The sequence below is a fragment of the Clostridioides sp. ZZV14-6387 genome (assembly GCF_020657835.1).
GTDB classification, from domain to species: domain Bacteria; phylum Bacillota; class Clostridia; order Peptostreptococcales; family Peptostreptococcaceae; genus Clostridioides; species Clostridioides difficile_A.
This window is the reverse complement of record NZ_JAGWCW010000033.1, coordinates 25828-49740: the sequence shown is the minus strand read 5'-3', so window position 1 is coordinate 49740 and position 23913 is coordinate 25828. Positions and strand designations below refer to the sequence as shown.

At 27.9% G+C, this 23913-nt stretch carries 23 protein-coding genes; 4 read left to right on the top strand and 19 right to left on the bottom strand.

All coding sequences use genetic code 11. The features are described 5' to 3' along the window. Window positions 1-62: 62 nt before the first annotated feature. Together KGF38_RS17155 and serS are read right to left on the bottom strand one after the other, a co-directional pair. Window positions 63-443 (bottom strand): cupin domain-containing protein, encoded by a 381-nt coding sequence (locus KGF38_RS17155; protein ID WP_227832544.1) that lies wholly within the window; start codon window positions 441-443, stop codon window positions 63-65. A 187-nt stretch (window positions 444-630) separates the two neighbouring features. Beyond that, the gene (serS, locus tag KGF38_RS17150) at window positions 631-1902 is read right to left on the bottom strand and encodes a serine--tRNA ligase (protein WP_074179760.1); all 1272 of its coding nucleotides are present in this window, start codon (window positions 1900-1902) and stop codon (window positions 631-633) included. Window positions 1903-2248: 346 nt separating this feature from the next. Here serS and KGF38_RS17145 point away from each other — a divergent pair, with 346 nt between their 5' ends. After that, entirely contained in the window at window positions 2249-2791 is a 543-nt protein-coding gene (locus KGF38_RS17145; protein ID WP_054277425.1) for a helix-turn-helix domain-containing protein, read from the top strand. Window positions 2792-2991: 200 nt separating this feature from the next. On the opposite strand, the gene KGF38_RS17140 is transcribed toward KGF38_RS17145, so the two are convergent. After that, window positions 2992-4596 carry an amidohydrolase gene (locus KGF38_RS17140; protein ID WP_074179761.1) on the bottom strand — a complete coding sequence of 535 codons (1605 nt, stop codon included), beginning with the start codon at window positions 4594-4596 and terminating at the stop codon, window positions 2992-2994. A 383-nt stretch (window positions 4597-4979) separates the two neighbouring features. On the opposite strand from KGF38_RS17140, the gene KGF38_RS17135 reads away from it, so the two are divergent. Beyond that, on the top strand, window positions 4980-5906 hold the full coding sequence (locus KGF38_RS17135) for a carbon-nitrogen hydrolase family protein (protein WP_054271424.1): 927 nt from the start codon (window positions 4980-4982) through the stop codon (window positions 5904-5906). Between the two features lie 102 nt (window positions 5907-6008). Here KGF38_RS17135 and KGF38_RS17130 read toward each other — a convergent pair whose 3' ends face one another. Next, on the bottom strand, window positions 6009-7007 hold the full coding sequence (locus tag KGF38_RS17130) for a YhdH/YhfP family quinone oxidoreductase (protein WP_074179762.1): 999 nt from the start codon (window positions 7005-7007) through the stop codon (window positions 6009-6011). Window positions 7008-7110: 103 nt separating this feature from the next. Between KGF38_RS17130 and KGF38_RS17125 the strand changes: the two genes are divergently transcribed. Together KGF38_RS17125 and rbr are read left to right on the top strand one after the other, a co-directional pair. Further along, a complete protein-coding gene (locus KGF38_RS17125; protein WP_074179763.1) occupies window positions 7111-7548 on the top strand; it encodes a MarR family winged helix-turn-helix transcriptional regulator in 438 nt (145 codons plus the stop codon). Between the two features lie 85 nt (window positions 7549-7633). Further along, window positions 7634-8221, top strand: coding sequence for a rubrerythrin (gene rbr, locus KGF38_RS17120; RefSeq protein WP_054277428.1), 588 nt, complete (start codon window positions 7634-7636; stop codon window positions 8219-8221). Between the two features lie 222 nt (window positions 8222-8443). Here the strand turns inward: rbr and KGF38_RS17115 are convergent, their stop codons facing one another. The 15 genes from KGF38_RS17115 to KGF38_RS17045 all read right to left on the bottom strand — a co-directional run bounded on the left by KGF38_RS17115 (window position 8444) and on the right by KGF38_RS17045 (window position 23909). Continuing rightward, the gene (locus tag KGF38_RS17115) at window positions 8444-9064 is read right to left on the bottom strand and encodes a YhbD family protein (protein ID WP_054271428.1); all 621 of its coding nucleotides are present in this window, start codon (window positions 9062-9064) and stop codon (window positions 8444-8446) included. A gap of 7 nt (window positions 9065-9071) precedes the next feature. After that, on the bottom strand, window positions 9072-9839 hold the full coding sequence (locus KGF38_RS17110) for a polymer-forming cytoskeletal protein (RefSeq protein WP_054271429.1): 768 nt from the start codon (window positions 9837-9839) through the stop codon (window positions 9072-9074). A 40-nt stretch (window positions 9840-9879) separates the two neighbouring features. Next, the gene (locus KGF38_RS17105) at window positions 9880-10701 is read right to left on the bottom strand and encodes a polymer-forming cytoskeletal protein (protein ID WP_074179764.1); all 822 of its coding nucleotides are present in this window, start codon (window positions 10699-10701) and stop codon (window positions 9880-9882) included. Between the two features lie 299 nt (window positions 10702-11000). Further along, window positions 11001-12911 carry a 2-aminoethylphosphonate--pyruvate transaminase gene (phnW, locus tag KGF38_RS20630; RefSeq protein ID WP_074179765.1) on the bottom strand — a complete coding sequence of 637 codons (1911 nt, stop codon included), beginning with the start codon at window positions 12909-12911 and terminating at the stop codon, window positions 11001-11003. A 257-nt stretch (window positions 12912-13168) separates the two neighbouring features. Then, window positions 13169-13954 (bottom strand): DeoR/GlpR family DNA-binding transcription regulator, encoded by a 786-nt coding sequence (locus tag KGF38_RS17095; protein WP_074179766.1) that lies wholly within the window; start codon window positions 13952-13954, stop codon window positions 13169-13171. 216 nt (window positions 13955-14170) lie between these two features. Continuing rightward, window positions 14171-14401: a D-alanine--poly(phosphoribitol) ligase subunit DltC gene (gene dltC / locus KGF38_RS17090; protein ID WP_003422749.1), complete on the bottom strand. Its 231-nt coding sequence runs from the start codon at window positions 14399-14401 to the stop codon at window positions 14171-14173. A gap of 18 nt (window positions 14402-14419) precedes the next feature. Then, window positions 14420-15568 carry a D-alanyl-lipoteichoic acid biosynthesis protein DltB gene (dltB, locus tag KGF38_RS17085; protein ID WP_054271432.1) on the bottom strand — a complete coding sequence of 383 codons (1149 nt, stop codon included), beginning with the start codon at window positions 15566-15568 and terminating at the stop codon, window positions 14420-14422. Then, window positions 15568-17082, bottom strand: coding sequence for a D-alanine--poly(phosphoribitol) ligase (locus tag KGF38_RS17080; RefSeq protein WP_074179767.1), 1515 nt, complete (start codon window positions 17080-17082; stop codon window positions 15568-15570). Before KGF38_RS17080 ends, dltB begins: the two co-directional genes overlap by 1 nt. 120 nt (window positions 17083-17202) lie before the next feature. Beyond that, complete coding sequence (gene dltD / locus KGF38_RS17075; RefSeq protein ID WP_054271434.1) at window positions 17203-18393, bottom strand: D-alanyl-lipoteichoic acid biosynthesis protein DltD; 1191 nt, start codon at window positions 18391-18393, stop codon at window positions 17203-17205. Between the two features lie 243 nt (window positions 18394-18636). Then, window positions 18637-19608 carry a Gfo/Idh/MocA family protein gene (locus KGF38_RS17070; protein WP_074179768.1) on the bottom strand — a complete coding sequence of 324 codons (972 nt, stop codon included), beginning with the start codon at window positions 19606-19608 and terminating at the stop codon, window positions 18637-18639. Window positions 19609-19658: 50 nt separating this feature from the next. Then, window positions 19659-20675 (bottom strand): Gfo/Idh/MocA family protein, encoded by a 1017-nt coding sequence (locus KGF38_RS17065; RefSeq protein WP_176702535.1) that lies wholly within the window; start codon window positions 20673-20675, stop codon window positions 19659-19661. A 178-nt stretch (window positions 20676-20853) separates the two neighbouring features. Further along, window positions 20854-21393 carry a putative ABC transporter permease gene (locus KGF38_RS17060; protein WP_074179770.1) on the bottom strand — a complete coding sequence of 180 codons (540 nt, stop codon included), beginning with the start codon at window positions 21391-21393 and terminating at the stop codon, window positions 20854-20856. A 101-nt stretch (window positions 21394-21494) separates the two neighbouring features. Next, window positions 21495-22175 (bottom strand): HAD family hydrolase, encoded by a 681-nt coding sequence (locus KGF38_RS17055; RefSeq protein ID WP_054271438.1) that lies wholly within the window; start codon window positions 22173-22175, stop codon window positions 21495-21497. Between the two features lie 28 nt (window positions 22176-22203). After that, a complete protein-coding gene (locus tag KGF38_RS17050; protein WP_074179771.1) occupies window positions 22204-23493 on the bottom strand; it encodes a hemolysin family protein in 1290 nt (429 codons plus the stop codon). Window positions 23494-23675: 182 nt separating this feature from the next. Further along, window positions 23676-23909: a hypothetical protein gene (locus tag KGF38_RS17045; RefSeq protein WP_141668764.1), complete on the bottom strand. Its 234-nt coding sequence runs from the start codon at window positions 23907-23909 to the stop codon at window positions 23676-23678. Between the last annotated feature and the right edge of the window lie 4 nt (window positions 23910-23913).

Here is a 23913-nt window from a genome sequence, read left to right as displayed (position 1 = left end):
GTTTCCCTATATGCTGACTATTTTAGCTACTAACTCACGACTAAAGTCACAAGTGTGCGTAGCTATTTTTTAATCAAAGTTTTCTTTAGATATTTATTAGGATTAATATCTATGACTTCACTCTCTCCCGCATCATTTACATTATTTGAAACAATAAGTTCTTTTATTGGTCTATCGCCTGTATTTATAGTTTCATGTGTACTACCAGATTCTATATAAAAAATCATCCCTTGATAAAATGGCTTCCATACTCCATTTATGATATACAAACCTTCCCCCTCTAAAATATATATCATCTGTTCTTGACCATAATGAACATGGTTAAAATGTTTTTTACCTTGCATAGTTACTGCAATATATATATTCATAGCTTGTTTAGGATTATTTTCATCATAAGTATGTTTCCATTCAATATATCCCCACTCTGTCTTTTGAATTTTCATAAAAGATTCCTTTCTACTTGTAAATTATTTATCTTTCAGTAAATTTAATAAATAAAAAAATGTACATACTCTTTCATATGATAGCTCACTATATCAATATTCATTAGTTTGTACACTTTTTTATATTTATTATTATTTTTTAATTTCTTCTAGTTTATTGTATTATTTAAAAGTACATAATTTACTCTTATTTAAGAATAGAAACTCCCATATATGGTCTTAAAACATCAGGAACAACTACAGAACCATCCTCTTGTTGATAATTTTCTAATATAGCTGCAACACTTCTTCCAATAGCTAAACCAGAGCCATTTAATGTATGTGCATATTCAGCTTTAGAATCTTTATCTCTTTTAAATCTTATCCCTGCTCTTCTAGCTTGGAAATCTTCACAGTTTGAACAAGATGAAATCTCAACATATCTATTATAACTTGGCATCCAAACTTCTACATCATATTTAAAAGAAGCTGTAAATCCTAAATCACCTGTACATATCTTTACTACTCTATATGGTAATTTCAATAATTGTAACATATTCTCAGCATTGTTAGTAAGCTTTTCTAACTCATTATAAGATTCTTCTGGTGCTACTATTTTAACCATTTCTACTTTATTAAATTGATGTTGTCTTACCAATCCTCTTGTATCTCTTCCAGCAGAACCAGCTTCTGACCTAAAACATGGAGTATAAGCTGTATAATTTATTGGTAATTGTTCAAATTTAAGTATTTCATTCGCATGTATGTTGGTCAAAGGAACTTCTGATGTCGGAATTAAAAAATAGTCCAATCCCTCTATTTTAAACATATCTTCTTCAAACTTAGGTAGTTGACCTGTACCTAGAAAACTATTTCTATTTGCCATAAATGGTGGAATAACCTCTGTATATCCATTTACTGTTGTATTTGTGTCTAAATAAAAATTTAATAAGGCTCTTTCTAACCTAGCTCCTAATCCTCTATAAAGAGTAAATCTTGAACCTGTTATTTTACCTGCTGTTTCGAAGTCAAGTATACCTAGTTCTGTTCCAATTTCCCAATGTGCTTTAGATTTAAAGTCAAAATTAGTAGTATCTCCCCAAGTTCTTACTTCAACATTATCTTCATCAGTTTCACCTTGTGGCACTTCTGGATGGGGTACATTTGGTATTCTCATTAACAAATATTCCATCTTATCTTCTACTTCCTTGAGCTTTTGGTCTATAACTTTAATCTTATCAGATAACTCTTTTAACTTAGCCTTTTCATTTTCTACATCTTTACCTTCTTTTATAAGATTTGGCATATTTTTAGATGCTGTATTTAATTCATTTTTCATGACTTCAACTTCTTGAAGAATTTTTCTTCTTTCATCATCTAACTTAACTACTTCATCAAGACTAAAGGCTTTCTCACCCCTTCTTTCCATAGCTTTTTTTATACAATCTAAATTTTCTCTTATTCTTTTTATATCAAGCATTTTTTCCTCCTCAGTACTTAAGATTGGACGTTCTCTCTTAATCTCAAATAATTTTGATAATATATTTTCTGTCTGAGGTTAAGAAATATTTTTTATTTCATTTATTTAGTTATATTTTACTCACTTTTTTATATATTGTCAAATTATATTTAATTAAATTAATATAATTTAATTTTTGATTACTATCTCTATAGTTAACTTCATTATAATTATATCGATTTTGCTAATCAATTATCTATTTTGACTTTTTCTTTATCAATCTTATGTAATTATTCGCTTTCATATAAATTTTTTTACCTTATGATATAATTCTTTATAAATCATTTATTTTAATAGGAGGATTTAAATGAACAATTCAAATATAGGTAAGAAATTGACTTTATGTAGAAAAAAACAGAATCTCAGTATAAAAGACTTGTCTAAATTAATTAAAGTTACACCTTCATTAATAAGCCAAATAGAAAAAGGAAGTGTAAATCCATCCATAAGTTTTTTAAAATCAATTTCAAATGCTTTAAATGTACCATTAGTCAATTTTTTTATTCCTTCTATAGATAATCTGGAGCTAATTGTTAGAAATAATCAAAGAAGAATATTAATTCTGCCAGACTCAAAAGATATTTTATATGAAATGTTATCAAGCAATCCATTCAATGAATTTGAGTTTGCAATTATGAACTTAGCTCCTAAATCTTATTGTAAAGAAAAAAATGGACATGATGGAGATGAAGTAGCATATGTTCTTAAAGGAAGTGTTCAACTTAACTTGGAAGATGATGTATTCCAACTAAACGAAGGGGATAGTGTCAAAATTCCATTTGGCATGAGACATAAATGGGGAAATCCTAATGAAATTGAAAGTAAAGTAATATACATAATTGTTTCATAGACTATTATCTACTTAATTATCTCACATACTACATAGATAACTCAATAAATTCATATTTATTTAAGAAGGTAGAATTAATAAGATTATACTGATAAATCTTCAACTTAATAAATTGTTGATTTAACTACAATCTTATTTAGTTCTACCTATTTATTAATTAAGTCTATTTTTATATGGTAACAATCTCACATAATTTACATCTATTTTAAAGAATATAATACTTCTCCTTCTCTTATAGTCTTTAATACTTTAATATCTTTTATTTTCATAGGGTCGATTGTAAGTGGGTTTTCATCTATTATTATCAAATTAGCTAGTTTACCTTCTTTAATTGAACCTTTTTTATCTTCTTCAAAATATTGATATGCTGCATTTATAGTAACGCCCTTTAAAGCTTCTAATGGACTTATCTTTTCATTTTTTCCTATTTGCACACCTCTTTTCGTAATTCTATTAACAGCACACCATACTGTTTCAAACATATTAGGAGCTATTACTGGTGTATCCTGATGTAGAGTGTAAATTAAACCTTTTTCTATAGTTGTCTTAAGTGGGCTAATCTTAAATGCTCTATCTTCTCCAAGGTTTTTGATATGAATATCACCCCAATAGTATGTGTGAGCCACAAAGTATGAAGGTATCATACTTATTTTCTTCATATCATCGATTTGGTCTTCTCTTACTGTTTGAGCATGTATCATAACTGGTCTTACACCATTTTTATTATTTTTTTCTTCTAAGTTTAAAACTTTTTCAAATGAATCTATCAACTGGTCTGCTGCTGCATCTCCATTACAATGAGTTAAAAGTTGCATTTTTTCTTTTAGTGAAGTATTTATAAATTCCTCTACTTCTTCATTTTTATATATAGGATATCCACAATAATCATCATCTGAATTTTCATATGGTCTGGTTAACCAAGCTGTCTTACCTTGTGGAGAACCATCTAAAAATATCTTATATCCACCTATTTTAAATCTATCTGTATATTTCTTTACAAAATCTCTATTTGCATCTGCTATAGACTTACTTTTTTTCAAATCCACATATCCTACAATATCCATCTTTAATTTCTTTTGACCTGCCATAGCTTTTAGAAGATTAAACTGATTCTCTGCCATTAAACCTTCTTGAGCTGTTGTAATACCATAACTTAGATATATGTCCTGTGCTTTTTCAATTGATTTAAAAATCTCATCTGGTGATGGTTGTTTTATTTTAGATGATACATTAAAAAATGCATTTTCCTCTAAGTATCCATTTGGTTCTTTACTTCCTTCTATTCTACCAATATGTCCACCTTCAGGGTCCTGTGTTTCATGAGTAACACCAAGTTGCTTTAATCCTAGAGTGTTTGCAACTCCCATGTGACCAGAAGCATGTGAAATTAGTATTGGATTTTCTGAAGAGGCACTATCAAGTACATCTTTATCTGGATGCCTATTTTCTTCTACGAAATTATTATCATATGAAAATCCAATTATCCATTCACCTTTTTTTATGTTATTTTTCTCTTTGAAATCCTGTATTTTTTTTACTATATCTTTAAAGCTAGTTGCATCTTCTAAAGGAATTAATTTTAGCGTAGTAGCAAAAGCTATCAAATGGCTATGTGAATCAATAAAAGAAGGCATCAATGTCTTACCTTTTAAATCTATAATTTCTGTATCTTTATTTTTTAAAGCAAGTATTTCTTCTTTTGTTCCTATCTTTTTTATTATTTTATCTTTTATAAGAATAGCATCTCCACATATTGAATCTTCCATTGTGATGATATTTCCATTGTAATAAATTTTTTCTTTCATAAAATTCTCCTTAGGTTGTCTATTTTTATAAATTTTCTTTATTATTTTCTTTTTAATTATATTATGTTGTATTAAATTTGTTTCTTTAGACTTTATTCATTCAAAATTTTTGTTTTTAATTATTGTTCGCTAAGAAATAAATACTATTCATTATAGATAAAACAATTTAATGAGCTCTATATAGCTAAAAAAGGGGTTGTGAAATAGTGAAATTAAATATTTGAACTTGATTGTTTTTGCACAATTGTAATTTTTCAAATCATGATGTATCATTTTAAGTATACAGTTACATCATTATTCAGAATATAAATACTTTACTTATCAAAATCATTTGATGTAGTCTGTTCAAATCAATAAATTTAAATATTCTCAGGAGGTTTTTTATGAACAAAGAAAATAAAAACGTAAGAATAGCTGTTGTTCAGGCATCACCAATTATAATGGACTTAGAAAAAACAGTTGAAAAAGCATTGGGATTAATTAAAGAAGCTGGTAAAAAAGGGGCAAATATTGTAGTTTTTCCAGAAGCATTCATACCTGCATATCCAAGAGGTCTTTCATTTGGATTTGTTGTTGGAAGTAGAACGATGGAAGGTAGAGAAGATTGGAAAAGATACTATGATAATTCTGTGCCAGTTCCTAGCGCTACAACAGATTTATTAGGAAAAGCAGCTCAAGAAGCAGGAGTATACTTATCAATGGGTATAACAGAAAGAGATGGTAATGATATAAACTGTACTCTTTATTGTACAAACTTATTTTTCTCTCCAGAAGGTAAACTTATTGGTAAACACAGAAAACTTAAACCTACAGGAACAGAAAGATGTATTTGGGGCGAAGGAGATGGAAGTACCCTTACAGTAGTTGATACTCCATATGGAAAAATGGGGGGCTTGATTTGTTGGGAAAACTATATGCCATTAGCTAGAACAGCTCTTTATGCTAAAGGAGTAAAACTTTATATAGCTCCTACTGCAGACTCAAGAGAAGAATGGCAATCAACTATGAAACATATTGCTTTAGAAGGAAGATGTTATGTTATTGGATGTAATCAATATGTTGAAAAAAATATGTATCCAACTGACCTTAATTACTATAAAGAATTAGATGTAGAGCCAGAAATTATGTGTCCAGGAGGAAGCTGTATAGTTGACCCTTTTGGAAAATACGTAGCAGGGCCTATTTTCAATAAAGAAGAAATGTTAATAGCTGATTTAGACCTAGAAAAAATAGTTCTTAGCAGATTAGATTTTGACTCAGAAGGTCATTATTCAAGACCTGATGTGTTTGAATTAATTGTTCATGAATAATCCTTTACATAAAAATCAAAATGAGATACTCCTAAATAACTTTAAGGTATCTCATTTTTTCTTAATATTCTAAAATTATATTTATAAATTTAATTTGGCTATCTACATTTTTTCTAAATCAACTACTGTTCTTCCTACATGCTTTCCTGCCATTATTAAATCTATACTATTATTTAATTCCTCTAATGATACTACATTTACCATATCGTCTAAATCATCTAATTTCCATTCATTAGATAATAAATCCCATATCTTTAATCTTACATTCATTGGGCATTCTACAGAATCTATACCATATAAAGTAACTCCCTTTAAGATAAATGGATACACTGAACTTGTAAACTCAATTCCACCTGCATTACCACAAGTTGTCACTGCTCCACAATAATTAGTTGTCTTTATTGCTGTTGATAAAGTATTACCTCCTACTGTATCTATTACTCCAGCCCATCTTGGTCTAAGTAGAGGTCTACCTGAGTTATCATCCACTTCTGACCTATGTATAATATCTTTAACACCTAAATTTAATAATACATCTTTCTGTCCTTCTAATTTTCCTGTTGAAACTACAACTGAGTAACCTAATTTAATCAATATTTTAGCTGCAATTACTGCAACTCCTCCAGTACCACCAGTAACTAATACATCTCCCATATCTTTATCTACAGAGTTTATAAATTTATATACAGATAAAGCTGCTGTAAATCCTGCTGTACCATAATCCATTGCTTCTTTCAATGAAAGGTCTTTTGGAAGTCTCACTACCCAGCTAGAAGGAACTCTTATATATTCTGAAAAACCACCAGAAGTATTCATACCTAAATCATAACCTGTTACTAAAACTTCATCTCCAATCTTAAAATCATCACAACTACTATATTCTACTATCCCAGATGCGTCAATTCCTGGTGTGTGTGGATATTTTCTAGTAACACCTTTATTTCCATTTGCAGAAAGTGCATCTTTGTAATTTAGAGAAGAAAATTTTACCTTTATTATAACTTCTCCTTCTGGTAATGAATCTATTTCTCTTTCAATTATATTTCTCTTAAAACCGCCTTCTTCTTCTGTAATATATAATGATTTAAATTTTTTATTCATAAATTTCCTCCCAATACAATTAGTTTTATGTTAAACTAATTATAGTTTATAAATAGTTTTATGTCAAACTAATTTAAATAAATTAAGGATTGGAGATTAATTTATGGAAGATAAATATATTATACATTTCATAAGTAAAACAAAGGCTAATATGGTTAAATTCATTGAAAATAAACTTAGTCAAAATGGTCTAGATGAATTAATACCTACTCATGGAAATATTTTAACTGCACTTTATGAAAACAATGGAATACTTACAATGAAGGAAATTGCAACTAAAATAGGAAAGGATAAGTCCACTGTCACAGTGTTGGTTAATAAACTCATAAATCTAGGATATATAGAAAGACAAAAATGTGCCAATGACAAGCGTATTACATATATAAAACTTACGCAAAAGGCATTACTTATAGAGGATACTTTTGACTGTATTTCAACACAAGTAAAAGACACTGCATACCATAATATTACAGAAAATGAAAAACAAGAATTTCTTAGAATTTTAAAAAAAATCAATGACAATTTTAAAAATGCTGACTAAACTTAGCATAATTATATCTTCTATTGGAATAATAAATAAAAAGAATTAAATATTGTAAAAATTTATTGTGATAGAGAGGTAGAATATGAATTTAAAAGATAGTAAAACTAAAGAAAATTTATTAAGAGCTTTCGCAGGAGAGAGTCAAGCTAGAAATAGATACAATATTTCTGCATCTGTAGCAAAAAAAGAAGGGTTGTATATAATAGAATCTTTATTTAATTATACTGCTGACCAAGAAAAATCACATGCAAAACAATTCTTTACTAAATTAAAAGAATTTTCTGGTGAAAACATAAGTATATCAGGAGCATATCCTGTAGATTTATACGACAAAACAGCACAACATCTTAAAGCTGCACAACATAATGAGCTTCAAGAATGGGATGATGTATATAAGAATTTTGGTAAAACAGCACGTGAAGAAGGATTTGAAGCTATAGCTAAATTATTTGAAAACATAGCTGAAATAGAAAAAGTTCATGGTGATAGATTTGGTAGGTATGCTACTGACTTAGAAGAAGGTACTTTATTCAGAAGAAATGAAGATATTCAATGGATATGTACAAATTGTGGACATATACATGTTGGTAAAGAAGCACCAAAAGCTTGTCCTGTATGTCTTCATCCACAAGGATATTTCTTAGATTTTAAAAACTCATTATTTGAATAGACTAAGATAATCATTGTATTTAAATAATCTATGATATTTATAGCAAACATTTTTATAAATACCATATTATCTTGATAACAATAAAATGAACCATAAATATTACTATAGATATAAAATATACTTTGAACATTTATAGTAATCCTTTATGGTTCATTTTATTATTCCTTCAAAACTATAATACATCGTCTAAATTTATATGAGATAATTAGATAGGATAACCTACTATGATAATCTTATACTAATATCATTTATTTCTTTCATCAAATCGATTTCAATAATTTTAACTACATCTTTTTCAAACCTTACTTTTTTATAATCTAAACATCCCACTACAAATGGAACTCCAAACTTTCTAAACAAATAAATTTTACCATTTTCATTGTATATTGCTGTAAAATTTTCTTCTATTATGTTCACTATTAATTTTAATTCTTCAAAGGTTATCGTTGATTTAACTAAAAATTTCTCTATTATATTCAATATAAGTAGTTCTTTTTTACCTATATTCTGTTCTTTCTTATATAAGTTTTGAAATATTTCTTTTGTGTAATTACATATTACTTCTTTACTGAGAATAAAATCAATATCGAACTCTTTATTAGTATCTTTTTTCATAAACATATTTGCAATATCATCAAGAGAAGTCTCTTCTTTCATAGATAATATTAGTTCTATTCTCTCTAGTATTTTATCTCTTGGAAAGAAAGTCTCTTGACCTGTAAAAGCTGATTTTTTTATAAACCATTCCTCTGGTATAATATTCTTTCTCTTCCATCTATATAATTGCCCATAAGATATATTAGTTTTGCTCAGTAAATCTTTCTTAGATATTAATTCTTCCATAGTTTCTCTAGCCCACCTTTATACTGTTTTTTACAGTAGAATTATCTGAAACTGATAAATTATCACTGTATTCAATATTTCCAACATCACAATTATCTACTAAAGATATATTTTTCCCACGTATATCTTTTATTGACGCATCCTCTAATTCAATAGTATCTCCCTCTATCAAATCACATTTAAATTTTCCAGAAAAAATATTGATAATTTTAATCAATTGAAAAGCATTTTTACTTCTTCCTATTTGTATATTAGTTGCACCTATCTCCTTACAATAAGAGCCTCCTCCTGAATAAACATATATATTTTCTCCATTTAAAAGACCATCACATTTTATAGCTCCATATACCTTTATATCTTCACATTCTATATTTGCTTTATTTCTCATTTCACCATATATTTTTATATCTTGTGCATACATATTTTCATTTACACTTAATTGTCCTTTTATTGTAACATTATTACATTTCAGTTTACCATCAACTTTCTGTTGAGCAGTTATAACCAAGTCATCTATTTCTGCATCTCCATCTATACTAAGTTGACCATTCACCCTTACACGTTCAGCTTTAAGATTACCTCTTATAACAGTTTTTCCATTTACAACAAAGTTTTTTATATTTATATCACCTTCAAACTTTGAATCTCCAAACACTTTTACTTCATCACTTGTTATATTTCCTTTTGATTTAGCACTTCCCATAATTTTTATGCTTTCATATTCCCCGCTACTTATAAATCCTTCTCCAAGTATTTTTATAGACCCTTTTTCCATATTATTACCTCATTTTAAATTTTATTTTTAAAACCATTTATTACTTATCTTTCTTTAAGTTTACTGTCTCATTTATATTCTTTATTTCAGCAACTATTGAATCTTCATCAATCTCTATACTTTCACTGTACTCCAAACTTTCTATATAGCAACCTTTACCTACTTTAATATTTTTGCCTCTTACAACCTTGATTTCACTATTTTCTAAGCTTATTTCATCTGCCTCTATAATATTTGCAAATAACTTACTTTCTGTATATGTTCTAATTGATAATAGACCTAAACCTATTAAATTTGAAGATACTTTTTCAAAGTTTATAGGCTTTTTCTCCAACATACGAAACTTTTTACAATAGTCTCCATGACCTTTTTTTATATTTATCCTACTTGCTCCAACTTCATTAAAATTAGAAATTCCATTCAAACTAATATTAATTTCTTCACAGTTTAAAAATCCGTTACAATTTAAAATTCCACTTAAATTGATATTTTCACAATCTATATTCTCATTGGCCTTTAAATATCCTTTTCCATGAATAATATCCGACTTTATATTTCCTTCGACATTAATAATTCCGCCCGTATCAATTTCAATAGAATTAATATCTCCTGTACATCTAAGAAGTCCAGATATCTCCACTTTTGATGCCAATATATTTCCTTCTACTTTACTTAGACCTGATGTAAAAAATTCATTACATTCTGTTGTTCCAAGCACTTTTGCTGAACCAGAAGAATCAAATTTACTACATTTTATATTTCCTTCTATCTTTCCTGTTCCTGCTACATTAACACTATCAAAAATTCCACCTTTACACTTTCCAACTCCATTAAAGTTTAGTGAATTTAATCCTTCATTCATAATGATATCCTTTCCTTAATGTATTTTATCCTTGAAACTAATATAACAAAACATTGTTACGTTGTCAAGTATAATAATTATATTCAGTAAAACAACCTTCATTTAAGTTCTATTTTAATTTATATAAATAATAAAAAAATAATAGGGAAAACACTCTATTCAAACTATAAATCTAAATTATTTAGATTTATGATTTAAGTGAGATACATCCCTATTATTCAATCTTTATATATATTTGTTATATAAACCTCTAAAATATTATTCTCTAAATTCTACAATAATTTACAATTCATCCTATTCTACATATTGATGAATTTTTCGATTACATCAGCCAATCTCTCCATATCAGTTGGATAAACTTCTCCTATACTACCTATTCTAAACGTGTCTATATCAGTCAATTTTCCTGGATAAATAACAAATCCATTCTCTTTTAAATACGTATAAAATTCCATAAATTCAAATTTTGCATTTTTAGGATATAAAAAAGTTGTTATTACAGGTGATTGAGCACCATCATTTACCAAAGTGTCAAAACCTAAAGATTTTAATCTTGATGCTATTGTAAACTGATTTTCTTTATATCTAGCATATCTTTTTTCAACAGACCCTTCTTCTTCTAACTCCAATAATGCTTGATAAAAAGCTCTTACAACATGTGTAGGTGAAGTAAATCTCCATTTACCATTATTCTTCTCCATAGTATCCCATTGTGCATACACATCAAGAGACAATGACTTAGCTATACCTTTACATTTAGCTAATTCTTCTTTGTTAGCTATTATAAAACCGAATCCAGGTACTCCTTGTATACATTTATTAGAACTACTAACTAGAAAATCTATATTAAAGTCTTCAACATCAATCTCAATTCCTCCAAAACTACTCATAGCATCAACTATATAAATCTTATTATATTCTTCTGCAAGTTTTCCTACTTCTTGTATAGGATTTAATCTACCTGTAGTAGTTTCACAGTGAACCATTGATATATGCGTTATATCTTTATTTTCCTTCAATAAATTTTCTACTACATTTAAATCAACTGCCTCTACATCTTTAAATGTACAATCAATAAATTCTATATTTAAATAATTACATATATCTTTCATTCTCTTTCCATATGCCCCATTTGCAATTACAAGAAGTTTACCATCTTCTGGAATAGTACTTCCTATTGTAGCCTCTACTGAGAAAGTTCCACTTCCTTGCATTAATACACTTGTGTACTTATCTGTATTTTTTGTTCCTAGAGACACTAATCTTCTTCTAACATCCTGCACTAAATCATTATATTCAACATCCCAAGTACACCAGTCTTTTAGCATAGATGCTCTTACTGATTTAGTAGTAGATAGTGGTCCTGGTGTAAGCAATATGTAATCATTTTCTGGTACAAAGTCTGACTTAATAGTTTCATTTTCTATTTTCACTAAGACATCTTCTAATTGAGCCATAGTCTCTATTACAAAATGTGCACCTGCTTCTTTAAATTTCTTTGAAACTGCATCCATCTTAGCTTTTAGTTCTTCTTTATCCATGTTATCCACTTCTTCTTGTGTAAGTCCTAACTCACTTGAACCTTTTATTACAGCAACACTCCACATTCCTGCATTTACGCCTTCTTTTACATCACTGATTGTATCTCCCACTTTTACCATAGAACTCATAGGAGATACCCCTAGAGCTTCAGCATTTTTATAGCACATCCAAGGATATGGTCTTCCTTGAGATACTTCTGATGGAGTTACAAGAAAATCTGGTGAGTATCCTTTTTTTGCTGCATTTGGTTCGACTATGTTCATCATTTCTCTTGTATAACCTGTTGTAGAACCTATTTTTAATCCATTCTTTCTTAATTTCTCAACAGTTTCAACAACATGAGGAATTGGAGTTGTATATTCTTCTAATGTTTCAAATAACATTGGCTCAAATTCAGCATAAAGCTTATTTACGTCTTCTTCAGTTGGTGCTTTGCCAAATTTTTCTGACCAAAGGTTTTTTATTCTATCCATTTCACACATTTCTCTTATATGGTCTATCTTTAATTTTCCCATAGGTTTTCTTGCTTCTTCCATTGTTACATCTATACCTCTTCTTTTAAATATCTCTATAAATACATTAAGAGGTGCAAAACATCCATAATCAACTGTTGTTCCAGCCCAATCAAATACTACTGCCTTTATTTTTTCTCCATATATCTTTTTCATATTTATAGCCTCCATAGATTCTTTTAGAATTTTTGTGTTTTTAATTGTTTTTACTTTTAAAGTATAACTTTTACATGTTAATTATACATCATATTCAGGTTAAATGTATATTAAATTTATGTTTTTAGTTGTTTTTACTTGGTTATACTTGTTTTTACTATTCTATATAAAAACTTCACAAAACTCCAAATTATAAGTTGAAATTTCCTTTTTCATATAAATCTATGAGCTAGTTACATTTTATAATTTTATTGTATTTATTTTGCTTCTATCCATGTTATGTTTATTTCATTTAATTTATCTCTCCATTCATTTGGAGGTTCTGTATCACAAATCACAAAATCCAATTCTTCTAAATCTGCTATCTTATACATACTGACAATTCCAATTTTGGAACTATCACACAATATAAAACTCTCTTTTGAATTTTTTATATATTCTCTTGATAATAATGCTTTATTTTGGTCTATACTGCTAATTCCAAAGCTATCAAGTATACCTTCGCTAGATATAAAGGATTTATCCACATATAAGTTTCTCATAGTCTCTATTGACATTTGACATGCTGTTCTTTGATGCTTTAAATTTACTTTTCCCCCAATAAATATAACTTCCCCATCAAATAAACCTTGACTTTCATAGGAAATCAACTTTGATAGTACAGGATAAGAATTTGTAATAACCTTTAAATTTTTTACAGATACTATATAATCCACAATTTGTAAATTAGTAGTACCTTCATCTATGATAATTGATTCATTATCATTCACAAATTTAGCTGCATATTTAGCAATACTCTGTTTTTTATCCAAATTAGTACTATTTCTCTTTATATGTGCTGGTTCAATCACCCCATAATTTATTTTTATAGCACCACCATAAACCTTTTTCAATTTATTTTCATTTTCTAACTCTTCTAAATACCTTCTTATTGTTTCTGATGATACCTCTAATTTTTTTACTAACTCTTTTGTATTTACTTTACCTTTTGAATCTAATAATTTAAGTATTTCTTTTTTTCTATCTATTGAATTTAAAGACATCACTTTTCCTCCTAAATATGTATATTTTGCTCCTATAATATTACAATAATACCTACCTTTACAAAATTATTATTCCATGATAAACATTTTCACTCAATTAAAGTTCAATTTAAAATAATGTATATTATAATAAAAAAAAGTCCATCAAATATTAATATCAGATGGACTTTATAAAACTTTATTTTATAAATTAATATTTAAAACTTAATTATTAATTTATTTTCTTGTTTCCAAGAATTTTACTAAATTATTTACAGTAGACATATCTTTTCTCTCTAAATCAGTTGGCTGAAGTTCTATTCCTAGTCTATTTTCAATTTCAAGTAAAACTTCAATTATAGCTAATGAGTCTAAAAGCTCTGTCTCAAATAAGTTAAGGTCTAAATCTTCTCTTATCTCATCAGTCCCTAATACATCTTCAAATATTTCTATAACTGTTTCTTGCATAAATCTGCCTCCTTAAAATTAAGCTAAATAACCTGAGAATATCAGTAATCCAAAACATACAATGTGGAATGTAATGAAAATTTGAACTCTCTCGAACCATTTCTCTTTTTTATGTTTTTTATAAAACTTAGATTTTCTCTGATATATATCAGTCAAAACAAGTGCCAGCCCTTGATATACTCCATAAGCAACATAATACCATGTTAATCCGTGCCAAAATCCCATCGTTATCATGGTTATCATCTGAGCTACATGAGCAGCAGTAGTTCTTTTCTTAAATCTTTTCTTTCTCATTGATGACATAACAAATCTTGAAAAAATATAATCTCCAAACCATCTTGAAAGACTTATATGCCATCTTGTCCAGAATTCCTTCATATCTTTACTCATAAATGGCTTATCAAAGTTTATTGGTACTTGTATTCCAAATATGTATCCTGCACCTATAGCAAACAAACTATACCCTGCAAAATCAAAGAATAGGTATAAACTGTATGCATACATGTAACTTAAAATATTTATAAAACTCATATCTTTAGGTATTCTTGATACCCAATATGTATTTATCAAAAATGCTATAACAAACTTATAACCTACACCCATAACAATATTTTTTATTCCAGGCAGTAAGTATTCTTCTAGATACTCTTTTCTAGATATTTGTTTTTCCAAATCTTGCTCAAAACGTCTTGACCTATCAATAGGACCAGAACTTAATGTTGGAAAAAATAGCATAAAATAAAGCATCTTTGAAATTTTAACTTCTTTTATAGCTCCATCATAAATTTCAATAACCATTTGTATAGTTCTGAAATTTAAGTATGATATTCCAATAAATCCAATTATCCCAAAAGAAGTAACTGGAGATATTTTATTTATTATTATTGGGAGCATTGATGCAAACAAGAATCCCCAATATATGTATTTATTTTTAGTTTTTCTTCTTACATATTCATATCCTTTAACTATTATAACTTCAAGAATAATAAATATTACTAGGTATTTTAGTTGGACATCCATCCCTACAATTAAGAATATCATAAATAAACTTGCCAACATACCATAATACTTTATATTCTTACCCATTAGACCTAAAATCACTGCTGGTATTGATGTTAATAATAATATATAAAGATAAAAATAATCTCCATACTGTGAAAAAATCATTAAATTTCCTCCATAAGTTTCTTTCTGTCTATTTTACCATTGATATTTGTTGGAAACTTAGAGATTATTGAAATATTTCTTGGAATCATATATGAAGGTATATATTTTCCCAATTCCTTTTTTATTATCATCCCATTTTTAATGTTACTTAAATCATTCTTTTCATTTAACTCAACAATACCTTTTAAGTAAGCAATTTTCTCATCCTTATATATTGGTAAAACTACTGCATTTTTTACATTATGTACTTTTCTTAAGTTATTCTCTATATCTTCTATTTCAATTCTAAATCCATTTAATTTTATTTGAAAATCTTTTCTCCCACAATAGTATATATTTCCATCTAGAAGATATCCCATATCTCCAGTTTTATAAGCTCTCCATTTTACACCATCTATTTCATCATAGAAGAATACTTCGTCAGTTTTTTCTTTATTATTAAAGTAACCTTTAGAAACTGATGGTCCAATTATTATAATCTCACCTTTTTCATTTTCTTCAAGCTCATTTCCATCTTCACCAAGTATTTTTATTTTACAGTTTGACATAGGATATCCAACTGGAAGACTTTTTTCATCATCTATGGCTTCTTTAGTCATATCATTTACACTTACACCAACAGTAGCTTCAGTTGGTCCATATCCATTGATGACTCTTGTATTTGGGAACCTACTCATAAGTTCCTTAGTAAGATTTTTTGAAAGTGCTTCTCCTATGAATATCATTGACTCAAGTTTAGGAAGCATTTTACTATTAAATTCTTTTTCTGTTATACATACACCTGCAAAAGAAGGAGTTGACACCCATACAGCTATATCTGACATGCTAAACTGTCTAAATAGCTCTTTATAATCTGCTAATACATCTTTTGATATTGAAAATAATGTCGCTCCATGAATAAGACCAGGATATATAGTTGTAACTGAAAGGTCAAAAGAATACGCCGCTTGATTCATTATTACTTTTTCACTTCCATCTATATTTAGATATGGACTTATCCAATCCGAAAAGCTATCTAAATTGTTTGAACTTATTTGAACCCCTTTTGGCTTTCCTGTACTTCCTGAAGTAAATAGTATATATGCATTTTCATCATCTTTTACCCAGTTTTCTTTATGTAATGATTTTCCTTGATATTCATTTATTATGTCATTTAGCTTGTCCATATCAATTACATTGATATCTCCAAAATCTTTTTCATCACTAAAATTAAATAATACCTTTGGTTTTATCTCTTTAGTAACTTCAAAAACTCTATCTATTGGAAAACTAATGTCAAGAGGTACATATGCTCTACCTGATTTTAAAGCTCCTATCATACACGCCATTATCATATTTTCTTTATTTCCATAAATCACTATTGGAGTATCTTCTTCTTTGTATACATCTTTTAGAAAAACTGATATAGCATCTGAATATTGATTTAAATCTTTATAAGAAAGTTTATTTCCATTACACATTAGTGCTATTCTATCTGTATTTGAATATTTTTTTATTCCTTCAATAATTTTCATATAAAAATGCTCCTTTAAAATCCGTTATAAATAAATGGCAATTCTTTAAATGGAGTAAATGTTAGTACTCCTATCGCCAATATTATAACCATAGTTAAACAAATACTAGTTACCAATTCTTTATTGCTCTTTAAATATTTTAAATAATCTCTCACAGACATCTACCCATCCTTTCGTACCAAGATGCATTACATCTCTTAAATAATATTTATCTGACCCTTTATCTTTAAGATTTAGAACTTCAAAACCCTTACTTTCTGCTATTTTTTGTGCTTTATCATAGTATTGGTCTCTTTCTTTTTCAGATATACCAGTCAAATCATAGAATTTACCCATACTTGGGATTAGTACAACAACTGGCTTAATATCTAAGTCAGTACAGACATTTAGCATAAGTTTATAACTGTCAAACTCTTTAGAAGTTAACAAATCTACGTCTTTGTCTCTTCCTTTAAATTGTTCTATACCATCCTTAAAATGCATTTGATAATAATATTTATCAATATTTAGTGGATTTTTACCAACTCTTTTTTTAGCATCTTCAATAGCTTTCTTTCTCTCATGTGACCAATTTATTGGCCCTTTTCTTTTTCCTTTTCTTCTTTCATCTAGCCTAATTAATTTTTTATAAAGTATCCCTTTTTCTTTAAGAGCTATACAATACTTTCTTCCTTGAAAATAAGGCTCTAAAATCACCTTCTCAGCTTTTTCTGACAAGGTCTTAGGTTCATATAGCTTTGCATATAGCGCCTCTGCTTTATACTCGTCACTTCCCCACAATAGTTTGCTTGATTTTTTTGCATATTCAATCTTATTTTCTCTAGATATCTTTGGATTATCTAAAAATCTATAAAATTGTATTGGTGAAAATCTAGATTGATAATGATGGCTTGTTACCCCATCTTTCTCCATAAACCATTGCATAGAAACTAACAAGACAACTTTCTTATTATCAATATTAGGATTCATACTTCCTAATATTGCAGCATCTTGTAATGTCTGAGTATAGGCTCTCCCAATTGCAAACACCTTGTTTTTACTCCTATCCGTATTAAAATAGTACTTCGGATGTTGTTTTGTTGAATTACCAAGTTCTGATGACCCCAAAATCATAATATCCTTTTCTCTTAAAAAATGATTATTTGCTGTAACACCTTTGTCCTTTATATCACTTAAAGTATCATCCATAATTGGAAGTAGATTTTTCTCCCTCAAAAGTTCATCAGTTTTAGAATCAAGAAATTTGTCTAGCCCAAATAAAAATACTACGCCTATTATAAACGGAGTAATAAAGTATATCAATTTTCTCATATTTTCTCTCCTCTAAAAATATTCAAATTTATGTTATTATTAATCATATTAGTTTTGATGTATATATTCAACTACAAAATTGTAATAAAATCGCCAAAACTTTTTTTGATACTGTTACAAAATTGTAAAAAAAACAGAAAAAAAGTACTAAGAGAGAGTCTCCTCTTAGTACTTTTTTATACTTATAATTTGACATTTTAATACTTAAATATGTATACATTTTAACCTAATCTAAAATTAAATTTACTCAAAAGTATACCTTAATCCCCATTGTTTTCTTATCTCATCCATTAAGTTCATAACATCTATAGACAATTCTATAGTATCAGCTTTTATTTTATTCAAGATACAATTATTAATATATTCAATTTCATATTTTAAAGCTTTTTCTGTATATCCACATTCTATATTTTCAACTCTTCCATCATCTGTATAAGTTATTGTTGCTTTCGATGCTCTTGGGAAATTTTCTACAGTTATAAATCCTAATTCACCTGCAACAACACCTTTTTTAGGCATCTTCGCCCTCATAGTTAATGATATTACAGCCATCTCATCATTAGAATTTTTTAAAATTATTCCAGATTGTTCATCTACACCCGTTTCAAAGTTTTTAACAGTTGTTAAAATCTCATTTGGTTGAGTTGACATAAAGTATCTAGTAAATGAAAGTGCATATGTACCAATATCAAGTAATGCCCCTCCAGCTAAATCTTGACTAAAAAATCGATTATTAACATCATACTCTTTACAACTTCCAAAAGATACTTGTATCATTTTAATTTTTCCCAAACTTCCAGACTCTACTATGTTTTTTAATTTTTTATATAAAGGCATGTAATAAATAGTCATTGCCTCTGCCACTATCAAATTTTTTTCATTAGCTAAGGTTACAATCTCTCTTAGTTGACTTCCATTTACCGTTATAGCTTTTTCACAAAAAACATGTTTTCCATTTTCTAAGCTTTTCATTATATATTCATAATGGTTACAATGTGGAGTAGATATATACACTACATCTATATCCTCATTCTTTAACATTTTATCATAATCATCATACACTTTTTCTATCCCAAACTTGTTTGCAAAGTTCCCAGCTCTTTCAATACTTCTTGAAGCAACTGCATACATGCTACAATTTAACTCATTCATAGCTTGTGCAAACTCTAAAGCAATAGTCCCAGGTCCCAATACAGCCCACTTTATATTATACATATACATCTCCTCACACTTTTTTATATATTATCAATACTTTACAATATAAATTACATACTATCAGCTGGATAAACAATATTACATTGTCTTCTTATCTCATCCATAAGTTCCATTACAATTATTGAGTTTTCATAAGAGTTTATTTTAGACTCTATTTTATTGTTATTTATAAGACTTATAAACTCAACAAGTTCATAGTACATACCTTCTATTTCTCTAGGTTTTTCCTCTTCTTTTTCTTTTAAAATAGATATATCTTCTTCTCTTCCATCTCTATACTTTATAATAGCTTTTTCAAATAGATTCAGTTTTTCAATTATTATACTTCCCTCTTCTCCTTGTATCTCAGATGGTATATAAGAATCAGCTATTTTTGAATACTGAATTATTGCATCCATATCATCGTATTTAAATATAGCTGAGCCTTCTCCATCAACTCCAGTTTGAAGTATATGAGAAATTGCTTTTACTGATTTTGGAGCTCCAAATAGATTTACCATTGGATGTATACAATACACTCCTATGTCCATCAATGCACCATTTGATAACTCTTTTTTAAAAGCATTTTCTATAATTCCATTCTTATACTTATCATATCTTGAAGAATATTGACAATAACTTCCAAAGTATCTTCTTATCTTTCCTATTTTATATAAGTTTTCTTTAACTGCCTTAAAGTTTGGAACACATGTAATTCTCATCGCTTCCATAAGAAGTACATTATTGTCTCTAGCTGTTTCTATCATCAGTTTTACTTCTTTTAAATTAGATGCTAATGATTTCTCACAAAGTACATGTTTTTTGTATTTTAAACAAGTAAGAGCTTGTTTTGAATGTATAGCATTTGGAGAAGCTATATATATAGCATCTATATCACTTGATTTAGCCATTTTTTCTAAATCATCAAAAAAAATACTTACTCCATATGGCTCTCCAAATTCCTTAGCTCTTTCTAAATCCCTTGAATATACAGCAACCAATTCAAATTCTTTAATCCTAAAAGCAGCTCTTAGAAATGTTTTTGCTATATTACTTGTCCCAATAATGCCAAATCTTACTTTACTCATTATAAATCACTCCCTATTTTCTATATTTTATTTTGATTTAAATAGAAAACTTTATAACCTATTATAATATTCTCAAATAAATTCATCAAATAAAAAAGAAAGCTAATTTTAAATGATTTCATCATTTTAACATAGCTTTCTTTCTACTACAATCTAAGTTTAACCTATACTTTTAAAGTTACCTTTCCACTATATCTCTATTTCCTCTCAATAGTTTTATAGTAAAAATTTCATCTACAAACAGTGCTACCAATAGTACAGTTGCAAGAATTGGCCAATAAGGCATTATAAGTCGATACAAATTGTCAATTATATATACTTGAAAATATCTTACCCCAATAAAAGTCAGTATAGTCCAGTACATAGAAAACTTTAAACATACTATTCCTCTACTATTGTACTTGTAATCAGAATAATCCCAATATACCTTATTAAAATATATTTTCATAAGTATACCTGTAATGTATTCTACTGTTGTTGGTACCACTAAACATAATAAAAGCAATGCAAATATATTACTTGGGTCAATAAATCTTGAGACTTCTATTATAATCGACATTGCAATTGCATACATTGGTTTAAATGGGCCATTTAAAAATCCATCCTCTTGAAAATGTCCTTGTGTATAATAACTGTATAAGTTTTCAATTATCCAACCTATAAAACCATACAAGAAAAAATTAAATAAAAAATATAATAGAGAACCTGCATTATCCATGAATATTCCTCCTAGTTGTTTATAATTATTTTTTCTCATATTCATGGATTTATTCTAAATCAAAGAAATTATATTTAATTTATTTAATCTAATATTTTATATTATAGATTATTACATGTTTTAGAATTCAAACTTTTTAGGTATTCTCTAACCTCTAATAAGTTTTCAAGTATCTTATGTGATTGTGCTTTAATCTGTTCGTCTGGTTCTTTTAAATCTGGTACATTTATACATCTTATACCACCATTATATGCAGCTTCAACACCCATAGGGGAATCCTCTATAACAATACAATTTTGTGGTTCTATATTTATTTTTTTTGCTGCTTTTAAGAATATTTCTGGATTTGGCTTAGAGTTTACAACATCATCCCCACATACTATAGCATCAAAGTACTCTTTTAAATTTGCTTTGGCTAACCTCTTTACTGCTCTTTCTCTTTTTGTAGATGTTGCAACAGCCATTTTATATCCACTTTCCTTTAAGAAAGAGATTAATTCATTAACTCCTAATTTAATAGGTGCTCCTTCTCTATCCATAAATTCAATCATGTTTTTAGTTTTTTCATCGTACAAATCTATTATTGGAACAGAACTATCATATATATTTGTAAGACCTTCTATTATACCCTTACGATTTCTTCCCATAACTGATGTGTATATTTCTTTAGTCATAGTATATCCATACTTTTCAAATGTCTCTATCCAAAATTCAAGAGATATTCTCTCTGAATCAAACAAAACTCCATCCATATCAAAAATAATTCCTTCTACTTTTTGCATACAATTCCTCCAATATTTTTTGATGTAATTATATTACACTTTTTATGATTAATTTTACAACCCTCAATTTATCCAATTCTAATATTGTAAAATTATAGTTTTCAAAAGTCACACTTTGATTTACTTTAATATTTGAACCTAGCATATAGGATATCCATCCACCTATACTGTCAAACCCATCATGTTCTATATCAAGCCCAAAATACTTGTTAATATAGTTAATCGACTCAGTTCCATCAACCAAATAAGAGCCTGCTCCTATTTTCTTAATATGAGTCTCTTCTTTATCAAATTCATCTTGAATTTCTCCAACTATCTCTTCTAGTATATCCTCTATTGTAACCACTCCAGATGTACCACCATATTCATCAACTACTATGGCAAGTTGAAGCTTCTCTTTTCTTATTCTCTCAAGAGCCTTATCTATAGTTAAGTTTTCAGATATGTATATAATATCTCTCAATATTTGTTTCAGTTCAATTTGATTTTCATTTATCTTTTGATTATATAAATCTCTTATATGTACAAAGCCTAATATATCATCTTTATTTTTTCTACATACTGGATATCTTGTGACACCTTCTTCTTTTAAAGTAGATAATATCTTTTCTTCTGAGTCATTTTCATATATACATACCATATCAGTTCTAGGTACCATTATTTCTCTAATTTTCTTTTCCTCAAATTCAAAAATATTATCAACAAATCTTTGTTCTGATTCATCTATAAGACCACTTCTATAACTTTCTTCCACTAATAACCTTATTTCATCACCTGTATGTGGCTCATCAACCTCATCAGCTTGTGAATATCCAAATGGTTTAAGAAATAAATCAGTACTTAGGTTGAAAAAATATATTACTGGATATGTTAACTTATAAAATCCTATTAATAAAAAAGATGTCCTTAACATTATTTTTTCCGTATTATAAAGTGCTAAAGCTTTAGGAACCAATTCTCCTATTACAACTTCTACCATTGTTATAATTAAAAATGAAATAGAAATTGATATGGTATATATAATACTTTCACTAAGATTAAAGATACTTATTATTGGTAAAATTAACTCTTTAACTGTAGATTCTCCCATCCAACCTAATGCAAGTGAACAGAGTGTTATTCCAAGTTGACATGCTGAAAGATAGGAGTTTAAATTGTCTTTTATTGTTTTACATCTTATTGCATTATCATTGCCTTCAGCTATCATAGTATCTATCCTAGAACTACGAAGCTTTACCATAGCAAATTCACAAGCTACAAAAAAAGCATTTATCAAAACAAGTATTGCTATAAGTGTTACATTTAATAAATCCCGCATAAAGTATTGGTTCTTATAATATAAGAAATCTATAAGAACTCAAAGTTCCCCCCTTATATTTCTAAAATTTAATTTATAATATATATTCTATCATATTTATTAATATATCTTACTTTATTACAAATAATTTTTATATACCAAATAACCCCTTTTAATATTTATGATAGGCTATCTAATAAATATTAAAAGGGGTTATTTAAATTATATATCAACAAATAAATTCTAGGAGAACCTATTATAAATCCATCGGCTAAAGTAACACCTCCTATTATGCATGAAGGTATAGTTGGTATTGAACTAAATATAGATACTATTATATATGTTAATGCATTTCCCATTGTAGCAGACTCTAATTCTTTATCTGTAACCTCTCTATTCATAGCTCCAATAGTAACAATCGTTGTAGCTCCCATCATATCA